General features: G+C 65.8%; 13 protein-coding genes, 1 tRNA gene and 1 pseudogene. 8 read left to right on the top strand and 7 right to left on the bottom strand.

What is annotated here, in order from left to right:
• Window positions 1-16: 16 nt before the first annotated feature.
• The 3 genes from ABHM97_RS05305 to ABHM97_RS05295 all read right to left on the bottom strand — a co-directional run bounded on the left by ABHM97_RS05305 (window position 17) and on the right by ABHM97_RS05295 (window position 941).
• The gene (locus ABHM97_RS05305) at window positions 17-427 is read right to left on the bottom strand and encodes an NUDIX hydrolase (protein WP_349469870.1); all 411 of its coding nucleotides are present in this window, start codon (window positions 425-427) and stop codon (window positions 17-19) included.
• On the bottom strand, window positions 424-867 hold the full coding sequence (locus ABHM97_RS05300) for a DUF6314 family protein (protein WP_349469869.1): 444 nt from the start codon (window positions 865-867) through the stop codon (window positions 424-426). The genes ABHM97_RS05305 and ABHM97_RS05300 overlap by 4 nt, the downstream gene beginning before the upstream one ends.
• 1 nt (window position 868) lies before the next feature.
• Window positions 869-941: transfer RNA gene (locus tag ABHM97_RS05295), tRNA-Arg, on the bottom strand.
• A 104-nt stretch (window positions 942-1045) separates the two neighbouring features.
• On the opposite strand from ABHM97_RS05295, the pseudogene ABHM97_RS05290 reads away from it, so the two are divergent.
• Window positions 1046-1868, top strand: a pseudogene (locus tag ABHM97_RS05290) (DUF998 domain-containing protein).
• Between the two features lie 303 nt (window positions 1869-2171).
• Here the strand turns inward: ABHM97_RS05290 and ABHM97_RS05285 are convergent.
• Window positions 2172-2798, bottom strand: a complete 627-nt coding sequence (locus tag ABHM97_RS05285; protein WP_349469868.1) for a hypothetical protein — start codon at window positions 2796-2798, stop codon at window positions 2172-2174.
• A gap of 33 nt (window positions 2799-2831) precedes the next feature.
• On the opposite strand from ABHM97_RS05285, the gene ABHM97_RS05280 reads away from it, so the two are divergent.
• The 7 genes from ABHM97_RS05280 (at window position 2832) to wsfD (ending at window position 9919) form a co-directional block, all read left to right on the top strand.
• Window positions 2832-3665 (top strand): inositol monophosphatase family protein, encoded by an 834-nt coding sequence (locus ABHM97_RS05280; RefSeq protein ID WP_349469867.1) that lies wholly within the window; start codon window positions 2832-2834, stop codon window positions 3663-3665.
• Between the two features lie 144 nt (window positions 3666-3809).
• Window positions 3810-5126, top strand: a complete 1317-nt coding sequence (locus ABHM97_RS05275; RefSeq protein WP_349469866.1) for a PVV-CTERM domain-containing choice-of-anchor G protein — start codon at window positions 3810-3812, stop codon at window positions 5124-5126.
• A gap of 42 nt (window positions 5127-5168) precedes the next feature.
• Window positions 5169-5351 (top strand): hypothetical protein, encoded by a 183-nt coding sequence (locus ABHM97_RS05270; protein ID WP_235518994.1) that lies wholly within the window; start codon window positions 5169-5171, stop codon window positions 5349-5351.
• Window positions 5352-5442: 91 nt separating this feature from the next.
• Window positions 5443-6804: an XrtP-associated glycosyltransferase gene (locus tag ABHM97_RS05265; protein WP_349469865.1), complete on the top strand. Its 1362-nt coding sequence runs from the start codon at window positions 5443-5445 to the stop codon at window positions 6802-6804.
• The gene (xrtS, locus tag ABHM97_RS05260) at window positions 6804-7400 is read left to right on the top strand and encodes an exosortase S (protein ID WP_349469864.1); all 597 of its coding nucleotides are present in this window, start codon (window positions 6804-6806) and stop codon (window positions 7398-7400) included. Before ABHM97_RS05265 ends, xrtS begins: the two co-directional genes overlap by 1 nt.
• Window positions 7390-8271, top strand: a complete 882-nt coding sequence (locus tag ABHM97_RS05255; RefSeq protein ID WP_349469863.1) for a septum formation family protein — start codon at window positions 7390-7392, stop codon at window positions 8269-8271. Before xrtS ends, ABHM97_RS05255 begins: the two co-directional genes overlap by 11 nt.
• Complete coding sequence (gene wsfD, locus ABHM97_RS05250) at window positions 8264-9919, top strand: glycan biosynthesis hexose transferase WsfD (protein ID WP_349469862.1); 1656 nt, start codon at window positions 8264-8266, stop codon at window positions 9917-9919. The genes ABHM97_RS05255 and wsfD overlap by 8 nt, the downstream gene beginning before the upstream one ends.
• On the opposite strand, the gene ABHM97_RS05245 is transcribed toward wsfD, so the two are convergent.
• Genes ABHM97_RS05245 through ABHM97_RS05235 form a run of 3 tightly spaced genes read right to left on the bottom strand, consistent with a single transcriptional unit; the run spans window position 9893 to window position 12950 of the window.
• Window positions 9893-10534: a response regulator transcription factor gene (locus ABHM97_RS05245; protein WP_349469861.1), complete on the bottom strand. Its 642-nt coding sequence runs from the start codon at window positions 10532-10534 to the stop codon at window positions 9893-9895. The two genes, wsfD and ABHM97_RS05245, sit on opposite strands and share 27 nt — an antisense overlap.
• On the bottom strand, window positions 10528-11724 hold the full coding sequence (locus tag ABHM97_RS05240) for a hypothetical protein (RefSeq protein ID WP_349469860.1): 1197 nt from the start codon (window positions 11722-11724) through the stop codon (window positions 10528-10530). The genes ABHM97_RS05245 and ABHM97_RS05240 overlap by 7 nt, the downstream gene beginning before the upstream one ends.
• Complete coding sequence (locus ABHM97_RS05235; RefSeq protein WP_349469859.1) at window positions 11721-12950, bottom strand: sensor histidine kinase; 1230 nt, start codon at window positions 12948-12950, stop codon at window positions 11721-11723. Before ABHM97_RS05235 ends, ABHM97_RS05240 begins: the two co-directional genes overlap by 4 nt.
• Window positions 12951-12976: the final 26 nt, after the last annotated feature.

Raw genomic sequence — 12976 nt, 5'->3', positions numbered from 1 at the left:
CTTAGCTGCGACCTGCTTAGCTGCGACCTGCTTGGGCTGCGGCAAGGGCGGGGAGCACATGGTCGGTCAGGAGCGGGGCAAGGTCCCCGGGCAGTGGGGCGTGGAGGTCCAGCCAGCGGACCTCGGCGATCTCCGCTGAGGGGTGGGCATGCCAGGTTCCGGGTGCCGTGAAGACGGTGGCTTGGATGTTGGTCGCTGCCTCGTTGGCGGCCGCAGCGAGCCAGGCGCCCATGGGTTGGAGCTCTTCGGCCGGCACGTCGATGCCGACTTCCTCCATCAGCTCGCGGGAAGCGGCCTGGGCCGCGGTTTCGCCGGGCTCGGGCTTGCCGCCGGGGTGCATGAACTTGTCCGTTCCGCGCTTCCGGACGGTAAGGAGGTGCCCGTCTTCGTTGTAGACGCAGACGGCGCTGACAATGATCAGGTTCATTTTTGCCTCGTTACATGTGATTCAAGCAGCAGGTCCTTTGCGGGGCCGTGGACATCCCAGGCGAAACTGAACGAATCCGGCCCCTCGTAGCTGTAACTGACGCGGTAGTCGTCGGGATCGCACCAGTGCTCGTCCTCATGGCCCTGCTCGGAGAAGCTCATGGTGTGGAAGGGCCTGCCGTCCGGGAAAAAGACATCCATCCGCTCGGGCGAGGTGCCAGGCTTCAGGAGGTATTCGCGGAATGCCGCGCCCGAATGGGTGGGCCAATGCATGGTTCCGTCTTCACGGTAGTCCAGGCCGCCGTCGGGGTTCTCCGTGTAACGCACGACGCCGGTAAAGGTACCGCGGGTGCCGGAGGCCCGGTCCAGGAGGGTCCGCTCCACGTGCCAGCTGCCGGCCAGGTAGGCCCGCAGGTCCGGGGTGGGCTGCTGGTGGTTCAAGTGCCCTCGATTGGAATCGAACCAACGACACCGGCTTTAGGAGAGCCGTGCTCTATCCACTGAGCTACGAGGGCCTGCGTCCATGGCATGAAACCCATTGCTGGAGCTCAGGGCCCGGACACGACTACAAGCATACAAGCTGCCGGGGCAGTGCCTGAACACGGCTAGGCTGGCGACCATGAAAGGGCACCTGACCACGGCGGCTCCAGCCGGATCGTTCCTACCCGATGTGCGAAGCGTCCGCGCGACCATTGGAGGCTGGGCGCAGCTGAGCGTCGTGCAGTACTTCGTGGCGGAGGCCGCGGTGATCCAGGCCTGGGCTGGTCCGGAGCCCTACAGCAGGGCAACCGGGTACATCAGCGACCTCGGGGCGGTGTCCTGCGGTGTCTACGCGGACAGGGCGGTGTGCTCGCCGTTGCATCTGCTGATGAACGCATCCTTTGTGGTTCAAGGCCTGGGGCTGATCCTTGGTGCACTGTTCCTGACTGCCGGGCTCCTGTACGTCGCTGCGCGTCCGGGCATGCCTGCCCGGCGATTCCGGGACGCACCGAACACCCCGGCTCCCGTCCGCGTGCTGACTGTCCCGTGGCTGTTATCGGTCGCGGTCCGGGTCCTGGACAGGGGTGGCCGGAGTGGGAACGGTGGTTGTCGGCCTGGTACCCGAGGACCTGGGTTCTCCGTGGCATTTCGCGGGGGCACTGATGTTCTTCATCGGTGGCGGGTTCACCCTGCTCCTGCTTGCCGTCCTGTGGTTCCGGCAGACCCCGGTGAGTTGGTTCCTCGGCGCCTGCGGGCTGGTCTGCCTGGGGGCGCTCATTGTTGGCGGGATCACCGGTATGCACGTGCCCCAGCCCGGAACCCTGGAGCGGCTGATGGGCTATCCCGTCACCATTGGGTTGGCGGCGGCGGGCCTGGTAATCGCCCAGCGCGTGCGGCGGCACCGAAGGGAGCTCAAGACGCGAGGTGTGCTGGGCTCCGGGCCTCGCATCCTTTCCCGCTGATCGCACCCGTTGCTTCTGGTGCGCGTGGCGGGTAGTGGTGCGCCGCTGGCGAACAGGTGGTGCGCTGGGCGGGCAGTGGTGCGCCGCAGGGTGGGGTGTCCTGGGCTCGAGGCTTCGCACCCTTTTCCGCCGATCGCACCCGTCATCCGTGGCGCGCGTGGCGGGTAGTGGTGCGCCTCTGGTGAACACCTGGTGCGCTGGGCGGGTAGAGGTGCGCCGCTGGCGAACACGTGGTGCGCTGGGCAGGTAGTGCTGCGCCGCCGGCGAACAGGTGGTGCGCTGGGCGGGCTGGAGTGCGGAGAGTCAGGCGGGCTTGGCGTTCTTTCGGCCGAGGAACACCGCAGCCACGCCGCAGACGAGGCTCACCAGGAAAAGCACCCACGACGCGACCGTCACTGCGGAAGCCAAAGCCACCGCACCGGCGTCGGGCGTTTCGGTGGCAAGCACGGAATCGATGGCCACGTTCGACCACAGGTGGGCCACCGCGAACAGCAGCGGAGCGGCCCACATGGCCCAGCGCCAGGACTTGCGGGCCACGTTGGTACCGATCAGCAACAGCCAGCTGAAGCCGAAAATCAGCGGAAACAGCGTGCCGGCGGTCTTGTGGACATAGTTCAACTGGCCCCGCGCGGAGTCGTCCATCGCGGCGCGAAGCTGCGACACGTAGTCCTGCGAGAACCCGCCGATCAGCGAATCCGGCATCGCCAGGCCGCCGGAGAGCTGCGTCATCTGGTTCAGGGTCAGCAGGTGCAGGTACCAGAACAGGAACAGGCTGGCCACGACGCCTGCGATCACAATGAGCTTGGAGTTGCTCTGGGCCTTCTGCGGGGTGCGCTGGGTGGTGGTGTTGATCACTGGCGGCAAGGAGTGGTCCGGGACCGCCGCCTTTGCTCCGTGCTTCCTGATGCGCTGCGCTGGTGTCTTGGCCATGTCATTCATTATCCCGCCACATAAGCTGGACCCATGACCACCGGCAGGCACACCGCAACTGAACTCGATCCCGCACTCGACGATTACCAACTGGCCAGCGCCCTGGTCCGCGAAGCAGGCCAACTGGCGCTGCTCATGCGGATGGGCGGCCTGCAGGGCGAACGGAAGACGTCGGTGTCCGACGTCGTCACGGCAGCAGACCACGCGGCCGAGGCCTACGTCCTGGAACAGTTGCGGCGCTGCCGCCCGGATGACGGCATCCTCGGCGAGGAAGGCGCGTCAGTGGCCGGCACCAGCGGCCGCACCTGGGTGATCGACCCCGTGGACGGAACGTACAACTTCCTGCACGGCTCCACCTACTGGTGCTCGGCGATTGCGTTGAAGCGCGACTCGGACGAAACCTCCGTGGATCCCGAGGTCCTGTTGGGCGCCATCTTCCAGCCGGAACTGGACAAGCTCTGGGTGGGTGGCCAGGAACACCCGGCAACCCTGAACGGGGAGCCGATTTCCGGTTCCGGGGACCGCCTTGTCGGCGAGATCTGCGCGGCAACCTACATCCACCCCACCTGGCTGGCAGACCCCCGCACGGCCATGCCCTGGCACGCCGCCGCCATCACCGCCGCGTCCCTGCGCATGTTCGGTTCCGGTTCGTGCGATCTCGGCCGTGTCGCGGATGGCGAACTCGGATGCTGGTTCCAGCACAGCTGCCCGGAATGGGACTGGCTCCCCGGCAAGGCGATCGTCCGTGCGGCCGGCGGGGACACCGCCGTCGTGAAGGTTAACGGAATGAACTGGTTCGTCGCGGGAGGCCCGACGGCGGTCCGCGACTTAAGCGCGGCCCTCACCTCAGTTCCCCAGTTTGCCTAGGAGCCCTATAGGGCGTTAACCCCTTCGGGTACCCCTGCGAACCGCCACCGTTTGCCCTTGTTACTTTGCACCCGGGGGGCGACTGCCCCCACGGTCTCAGCTGCAGAACAGCCCTGTCCTGCAGCGTTCGCAAGGGGGAAGTACTTGAACAGCAAGAGCAAGCTGTGGCCCACAGCCGTCGGCGTTACTGCCGTCTCGGCTTTGGCCATCGGCCTCGTCGCCGCACCCGCGGCAAATGCAGCACCCACTGACGTGATTTCGCTCGGCAGTGGACAGATCATCGATGGTTCCGTCCTGGCCATCCCGAACTTCGCCAACCTTGCCGCCAACGGCGCCGCAACCGCCCAGCAGGTAGGCACTCCGCCTACCGGTCCTGCGGTCATCGAAGCCACCGACCCGCTGGACCTCAGCGCCGTCTTCGGCGTCGTCAACGTCGGTGCGGGCAACATTCCGCTGCTGCAGAACAACGGCATCATCCAGGTTGGTGCGGTCAGCCAGTACGGCAAGGCCGTCAACGATGGCTCCTCGGAAGCTTTCTCCGGCACCGTCAGTGGTGCTCCGGGACTGGTCACGCTTCCTGCGGGCCTTCCGACCTCCGGTGACCCGGCCATCCCGGCAGCCCGCATCACAGCCGGAACTGCCGCCATCCTCGGTGGCACCAACCTGGTGGACCTCACTTTGGACATCTCCACCCTTGCCGCAGCAGCCAAGAAGGACCAGGGCGCTGCACCGCAGGGCGCCTACGCCGTCGCGGGCGTTTCGGCCAACGTTGGCGGCACGCTGGTGGGGGGCGTCTCCACAGCACTCACTCCGTTGCTGAACACCGCCAACGTGGCTTTGTCCGCTGTTGGCCTGCCCATCACCAACCCGCTCGCCAGCGGCGTCATCCAGATCACCGAGGCTGACCTGTTGGCCGCGGCGGGTGTCGCAGACCTGAACTCGCTGCCGGCCGGTACCGATCTGGTCTCCTTCCTGCCCGCGGCAGTGTCCACCAAGATCCAGAGCATCCTGGCAACTACCTTGTCCAGCACCCGCGCGGCTGTTCAGGCACTGCCCGACACTCTTCCGCCGCTTGGATTGCCGAACGTCGCCAAGACCACTGCCTTGCTGGCAGTCACCACCCTGGAAACGGCAGTCAACGGGTTGGTAGGTGGCCTGAGCACCAGTCTGGTTACTCCGTTGGGCGACGCGTTGACGGCCTTGGTTTCGGCCAAGGTCAACATCCAGGAAACAGCACCCTCGGGCGCCTTCACCCAGCGCGCCTTGCAGGTCGGTGTTGCCGGTGGCTCCATCGCCACTGTAAACCTCGCCAGCGCCACAGTTGGTCCGAACCTGGACGCGGCGGCCATCCCGCTGGTCAACACCGACACCATGGCCATCAGCGGTGGCGTGGCACTCCTGGCACTGCTCACCTGGCTGTTCGTTCGCTCGCGCCGCCAGACTGCGGTAGCTGCTGCCTGATCGCCGTGAGCGCATCAAGCACCAGCGAAAGGAGAACGCCTTATGTACGGCCATAACTGGACTGCAGGCGGCACGGCAGCCGGGGGCACCGCCCTCGCTGCTACCGGTGCCCCAACCCTCGGCTGGGTCATCCTGGTGGGTGTCGCACTGCTGATTACCGGCTTCGTGGTCCTGCGTAACAGCAGGCTCAAGGCTGCGAAGCGGGATACGGGCCCCAACCCGTAGCACTACCGGCGGGACGGCTCCTGCAAGGGCCGTCCCGCCACCCTTACCTCCCATCCCGGCCGATCGGCCAAGCCCTAAGCATCGGAAATACATGTCGGTACTCGAATCCGCCCAAGCATTGGCTTTTGTGCTGCTGGTGGTTTTTCTGTCGTACATCCTGGTGATCCTGGTCCCGTTCCTGCGGCGAAAGCCTGATCCCGAAGGCGATCCCGGCACCTTCTCCTGGCACGTCTTCATTCCTTGCCGTGACGAGGAAGTGGTGATCGGCAAGACCCTTGAACTGCTCAGGGCGCAATTCCCGCAAGCCCACGTCTGGGTTGTCGACGACGACAGCGACGACGCGACCGCGGAACTCGTCAGCGCGGCGTCCCGCCACGACGACATGATCCACCTGGTCCGCCGCCGGCGTCCGCTCGCCCGCACCGGCAAGGGCGACGCCCTCAACGCCGCATACCGCACCCTGGATTCCTGGCTGCCCGCCGGCGTCGACCGTTCTTCGGTGATCGTCCTGGTGGTCGACGCCGATGGCCACCTTGCTGACAACGCCTTCCGGCAGGCGGCCGGTCCGCTTGCGTTCGGCGACCCCGAAGTAGGTGCCGCACAGACAGCGGTCTGGATGTCCAACCTGGACGATCCCGATCGTCAGGGCGGCGCAGGCCGGGAACGGATCAAGCGCTCGTTCGGCCGCTACCTGGTCCTGATGCAGGACATGGAATTCAGGACCACCATCGCGGCCATGCAGTCCCTGAGGCGGCACACGCTGACGGTCGGCCTGGGTGGCAACGGCCAATTCACCCGGCTGTCTGCTCTCGACGCGATCGCCAGGACCTCGGGCCAACCGTGGCATGGGGCATTGCTGGAGGACTACGAACTGGCCATCCACATCATGCTGGGCGGCTACAAGACGGTCTACATGCACGACACGCATGTTGCCCAGGAAGCTTTGCCGGACCTGCGCCGGCTCCTGACGCAACGGACGCGCTGGTGCCACGGCGGCATGCAGTGCAGCACCTACCTGAAACGGATCTTCGAGTCGCCGTACTTCAGTAACGTTGGCGCCATCGAATCCAGCTACTTCCTCATTCAGCCCTTCATCCAGATCATCGGGCTGGTGCTCTGGCCCACGCTGTTCGTCACCATGGTGGCGCAGGGCGCCCTGACCATGGGCAGCTTCGTTGCGTGGATCTCGGCCGCGTGGTTCATCATTCCCTTGATCATCGCGACGGGCGTCCTGCCTTTCGCCCTCTGGGGGCTCGTGTACAGGCGGCACGTCGCTCCGGAGAAGAACTTCATGACGGGTATCGCGTGGGGCCTTGGCTATTGGCTTTACATGTACCAGAACTACGTCACCGTGCTGAGGGCCACGTACCGCCTCATCACCGGCCGCCAAGGGTGGGCGAAAACACGCCGCAACCATGAAGCCGACGTCAAACTACTAGCGAAGGAAGCCTAGTGGCTGCGAGCGCCAACCTCAGCGACATCAACGTTCCCCGGGGGCCGCGGGCCATCCCCGTGCAGAAGGCCCGCGGCGGAGGCGTGCTCGGGTTGCTGTTCCTGGCCGCCGCCACGGTGGCCATGCTGCAGCAGGACCACATCAGGGCAGCGGAAGCATGGCTGATGGCTGCGGTTTTCGATGGGATCCTGGGCGGGGCGTCCTACAGCGTGGACGACATCATCTTCCACAACGTGGGGGCAGGCCAGCCCTACGCCCTCATGGTCACCGGACTGTGCTCCAGCGCGGTCCTCCTCACACCTATCGCCGCGTTGGCGGGGGTCCTGTTCCTGATGGGGCGGATTCCTGTGTCGCGGCTCATGCCTGCCGCCCTGATCGCCCTGGCTATCGTCTGCCTGAGCAACGCAACCCGGTATTTCATGATTGCCGCAGCCCAACAGAGCTGGGGACAGCAGGGCTTTGACCTCATGCACCACTTCCTGGGTTCGTTCGTGGTGATTTTCGGCTTCGTGGCCGCCATCATCGTCCTGGTGCGCGCCGCCGTCGTCCGCAAGGACCGCTCCGTTGCCAAGAGGAGGGGCCGGCGTGCGTCATGAACTGCCGCCCGTGCTCCCGGCGCTCGCCATCGCTGTGGCTTTGATCGTGACCGGCTGCGGTGCTGGTCCCGCTACCGATGCGGAGGTTGGTGCGGTCTCCGGGGACAACGCAGTCCGCGTGGGCCAGTGCTACCTCATTTCCACACCGGAAGAGTATGGTGCCAGCAGCCATACGGGTCCGGCGGTTGCCTGTTCCGAGCCGCACACCACCCAGACATTCCTGGTGGCTACGGTGCCTCAGCCGCTGTCCGGACAAGCGGAGCGTCCGCTCCACGAGCAACTCCAGAACCTCACTGCCCGTTTATGCCCGGCCACGGAACTGCGCCGGTACCTTGGCGGCGCCGAGCGCGACGCCACCACCGGGATGGCCATCACCGGGTACTATCCCACCCGCGCTGCCTGGTCGGCCGGGAGCCGGACCGTCCGCTGCGACGTCCTGACCACCACCGCTGACCTGGCGCCCAGGGAGACCAAGGCCGATCTCAAGGACGCCCTGGCTGGGCCGGAATCCGCCCCGATCCGGCTTTGCTACACCCAGGAAATCACAGACGGCGTGCTGGGTTCCGAAGGTACTGACACCCCCTGTTCCGAGCCGCACACTACCGAGGATGTCAGTGCTTGGTTCGGGCAGGACGCTTCGCTGGTGCCTTTGGCGGCGCAGCAGGAACGCTGCCTTCCCTTTGTGCTCGATTTCCTGAACGTGGATGTTCTCCCCGCAGATGTGGAAGTTCGGCCGATAGTGCGCGTCGACGGCGGTGCGCGGGCTGTCCGTTGCGGCGTGGCACCGCGGCAGTCAGCGGGTCCGGAACGCTGGACCGGGACCCTTGCACCCGTTGCCGGCTCTGTGAGTGCGGAGGCAGCGAATGGTTGAGACGACGGTTGGGAAATCAGCCACGACCGAGGACGCTGGGGAGTTCGCTCCTGTTCCCGTGCGGTCCGGCGGGGGACCACGGCAGGGTGCCCTGCGTCTGGCAGGTAGGTTCCTCGCGCGGACGTTCGGTCCTGGAGAATTGACCCTGGGGGGAGTCCGTACCCCTGCCCTCGTTGCTGGGCTGGTGTCCGCCATTGCGATGCTGGTGCGGCTGTTTGTGCCGGGTCCGGTGGGGGTGGCCGACCAAGGAGATGGCAATGGCCTGGTCTGTTCCCTGGGCGTAAGCAACGTCCGGCCCTGGGACTACGCAGATTTCACGCGGTTCATCTACCCCAGCTGGACACCCCACCCGCTGGTGGGTGAGGCGTGCGGTGCCGCCGGATCCGGTGAGCCGGTGTACTCGTCCCAGCTTGCCTTCCTGTGGTTGGGGAAGCTGCTTACCCCGCTCTTTGGTTGGGGTGGCGGTCTGGATATGCGCGCAGCGGGCATCGTCTGCTGCCTGGTTTTCGGCCTGTTGATCGCCGCGCTGGTTGCTGTGCTCCCGGGCCGTGCCAGCTTCCGGGTCCTCATCGCCGCCTTGGTGACCGTGGTGATGGCCGACGGCGTTTTTGCTGATTTTTTCATCTCTCCCTACCCCGAACCCGCGGCTTTCCTGGGAACGCTGGGGTTGTTGGTGGCCCTGTTGAACTACTGGAACGGTGCCCGGAGCCGGTGGGTGACCATCCTGCCGGTGGTCGGTGCCGGCGTATTCACCATCGCGGCCAAACCCGAGATGGTGTCGTGGCTGCCTGTGCTGGCGTTGGCATTGTTGTGGTTGCCGCAGGGGAGCACGCGGCGTTCAGGCCGCCGCGCGCCGGAAGGAAGCCGATGGCGTCGGTTCGCGATGCCGCTGTTGGCGATCATGGCCATTGCAGCCTTCACCGTGGCCTTCATGGCGGTGCAACCGAAGCGCACCGCAGACCTGAACATCTACAACGCGGTCTTCGCTGAACTGCTGCCCCACAGCCCCACCCCGGAGGAGGACCTGAAGTGGTTGGGCCTTGATCCGGGATTTGTTGCCGCGAGTGGCACTACCGTGGCGTCGTCGAGGTCGGCTGCCTTGAACCCGAAATTCCACGAGTTCCAGGAAGAGATGGGCGCCGGCAAACTTGCAGCTTTCTACCTCACCCACCCTGAACGGCTGATTGGGATGGGCGAACGCGGGATTACCGCCATGCTGACGCCTGAACTGGGCTACGTCGGTTCGTTCATGGAGGGACAGGGCCACGAGCCGTTCGCGAAGGACCACCGCTTCCCGGTTGTCTTGGGCCTGTTGACGGCACTGAAGGCGGCGCCCGTTGCTTTGGTGGCAATGCAGCTGCTGACGCTGCTCCTTGGACTCGCCGTGGCCTTCCGCAAGAAGGCCGCCGTAGGACGCCTGGCGGTGGTGGTGGTCGTGGCAGGGTGGCTGCAGTTCTGGGTGGTGGTGCTGTGGTCCGGGCAGCCCGAGATCTATCGGCAGCTACTGCTCTCAGGTTTCCACGCGGCTTTGTGTGTCCCGTTGCTGGTTGCACTGATCAGCATCCTCGCATCCGGGCCGGAGCGGGGACAGCAGCAAACGGCTTCCCAGGCCACGCCCGGATTACGTGATCCAGCCGTCAGCGCTTAGCTGATTCCGCAGGCTGATCACGTTGCTGAGCCTGATCCCGGCGGCCGCATACCGCTGCCTGATCCGATGCAGGTGGGCCTTGACGGTTTGTTCGCTGATGCCCATGGCATCAGCCACCCCACGCACAGGCAAGGCGTCGCTGCCCAGGTAAAGTTCGGCGAGGCGTTGTTCACGAAGCGACAGCTTGATCCGTTCCGGTGCCGTGTCCACCATGACCGCCGCGACTTCCGGGGGCACATAAAGCTTCCCGGCGGCCACGGCACGGATGGCGTGCTCTATATGCTGGGGCCCCGCGGCCTTTGGGACATACCCAAGGGCCCCAGCGGTACAGGCCGCCCCCGCGTCCCATCCGTCCAGCACAGTGGCAAGGACGACGACGCGAAGGCCCGCCCGTACCAAATGGCGCACGGCCGGTAGCAGGTCCTCCTGGCTGTCCAAGGTGCCCAGCACAGCAACCTCGATCTCTTCCGCGGCCCAGCCACTGCCCTGCTCGCTGGGCAGAAGGGCGGTGGAACTTGCCTTGATCATCAAGTCCGGCGCGTTGCAACGAAGCCAGGCATCCAGTGTGTCGATCATCATTTGGTGGCGGTCCACCACCAGTACCCGCGTCACCACAGCCGGGGCGCTTTCATGTGGACAAGGATGCTGGCACCGCCAGGATCCCTTTGGACTCGGGTGTCTCCCAGGGTTTCCAATTCGCTCCACAGAGCCGGGGTGCAGCGGCTGGGATTGAGGTTGCGCACCCTCCACGTGATGAGGATGCGGTCTTCCATGTCGGGTTCAAGAAAGACCTGGAGCTTGCCAGCGCCGTCCGCGCCCGCTGCCGGGGTGCCACCGCCATCCGCGCCCCCGACCGGGGTAGCCAGGAGCATGGTCACTGCCAGGACCGCCGAACGCTGCGCGTGGGGGATGCGCTCCGCAAGGTCCGGCTGGGCCGCCACAGCCACCGTGGATTCCATCCGGGCCAGGCGCAACGCGGCGACGAGCCACGTGCCCGATTGCAGCAGCATCAACTGCCCCCTGAGTTGTGAGGCCAAAGCCTGCGCTTCTTCGGCCACTGTTGGATCCAGGGCAAGCTGTTGGTTCCTGGCCACCTTGGCGAACAGCTCCTGGATTTGGTGGTGCGTCTGTGCCAGCAGATCGGACGGCGAGAACAGATCGGACGGCGAGTCGCCGATCGGATCAGCGCGTGGTTCCTGCGGAGCTGGTAATGCGTCGCCTTGCCGGGACACGGCCAGTTCCATCCGGCTTTGGATACCGATGACCGCCAAGGCTCCCAGAAGGCCCGGAATGAGGGTGATAAAGAAGATGAGGAGCCCTTCACCGGACCCAAAACGGGGCGTCGTAGCGTAATAGACGGCGCTGAGGACCGCGTTGACTCCCACCAGGAACAGGAAACCCATCAGGTCCCATCGCATGCTCAACAGAAAAACCAGGGCCGCCCCCATGAGGACGTTGAACGCCAACGCGGCGTAGCCGGAGTCCGCGGTGACCGTACTCGCCGTGGCAAGACCGGAGGCGATGGACGTGCCGAGCCAGCCTAAGCGCAGCCAGGGCAAACGCGATGCCCTGGTCTTTGGATCCGAAGCGAACATCGCAAGAGTGAATCCCAGCAGGTCGAAGGCTTGTGCGCCTAGTCTCATGATGTCCCGGTTGCTTCCGTCCAGGGAGTTGGCGGAGGTGATAAAGGAGATCGACCAAACGGTCAGAGTCCCGGCCAAGAGGATGCTGCGGGACAGGAACAAAGGACCGGCTTTGCCCGAAATGTACGGATGTTCCGCCTTCATGCCGGGTCCGCGTTTCATGGTGCGTCCACGTCCAGGACCACGGTGGTGCCGCGGCCGGCGGCGGACAACACCCTGGCATGTCCGCCGACGTCGTTCATGCGCTGCAGCACCGACTGCCGTAGGCCGAAACGCTCCGCCGGCACGGCTTCTGCGTTGAAGCCGGAGCCCGCGTCGCTGATCAGTACCGACACCGATGAACCGGACCGGGAGACGAGGACATCGACGTGGTCGGTGCCGGCATGCCGGGCAGCGTTGACCATGCACTCTTCTGCCGCGTCAACGAGAGCGCTCTGCAGGTTCTCCGGCAACGCGCCAGCCTCGCCATAGACCTCGACCGTGAAAAGCTTGCCGCTTTGGCGGGCGGCCCGGTCCCTCAGCACCTCGGCCAGTTCGGGAACCCCGGAAGGTTCGACGACGGCCATCCCCGCCTGGGTGCGCGGCCCGCCGTCGCCCCGCACTGCTGGGGCGACTGCGGCGTTAGGTGGGGTTGGCCCGGCAACCGGCCCGCCGGCGTCGTGCGTGGCGGAGGCCAGCAGGGCACGTAACTCGTCAGGATCGGCCCCGGCCCCGCCGCGGGCGAGCACTGTCAGCGTCCTCAGGGTCGTGTCGTGGAGGAGCCTGGCCTGGGCCATGGCGGCGTCGGCCGCATCCCGTGCCTGGGCCTGGGCCGTGGCGGATTCCTGCCGGATCGCCTGGTCATCGCAGTGGATGGCCACTGCCTTTGGTGCTGAATGGCGGATGACGAGCATGACGAACCAGGCGCCCAGGACCGTCAACGCGGTGGTGGGGCCCAAGCGGTGGATCACGGACACAGCGTAGCTGTGCCCGAATACCAACAGACCGAGGAACGCGGTAAACAGAACGGAGCGCCACGTGTTCCGTAACGCCAGGACCAGGACAGAGCTTGTAGCCAGAAGAACCGAATGTGCCAGGAGCAGGGAGTCGGAGTCCTGCCGGAACGTGACCCCGGTCAGAAGCTCGGACAAAGTGATCAGGGCCAGGACGGTGACAAGCCGGACGGGCCACGCATCGGTGCGGAGCATCGCAGCAAGGCAGGCGACGAGGACAACCACAACAGCGGTGGTGGCGGGGCTTCGCCAAGCGGGCCCGTCGCTGACCGGCCCGGCGTAGATCCATGCGGCCGCGACGAAAACGAAGCTGACCACGGCCCCGCCGCGGGCCAATAAATCCGAACTACCCAGAGCCTCCCGGCTGGCCACCGGTCGGTCGATCCATGCCCCCATGAATGTCTCCCCCGAAACGTGTCACC

The organism is Paenarthrobacter sp. CAP02 (genome assembly GCF_040137855.1).
Classification (GTDB): Bacteria; Actinomycetota; Actinomycetes; order Actinomycetales; family Micrococcaceae; genus Arthrobacter.
The sequence above is the reverse complement of the archived record's forward strand: the minus strand, read 5'-3'. Positions and strand labels throughout refer to the sequence as shown.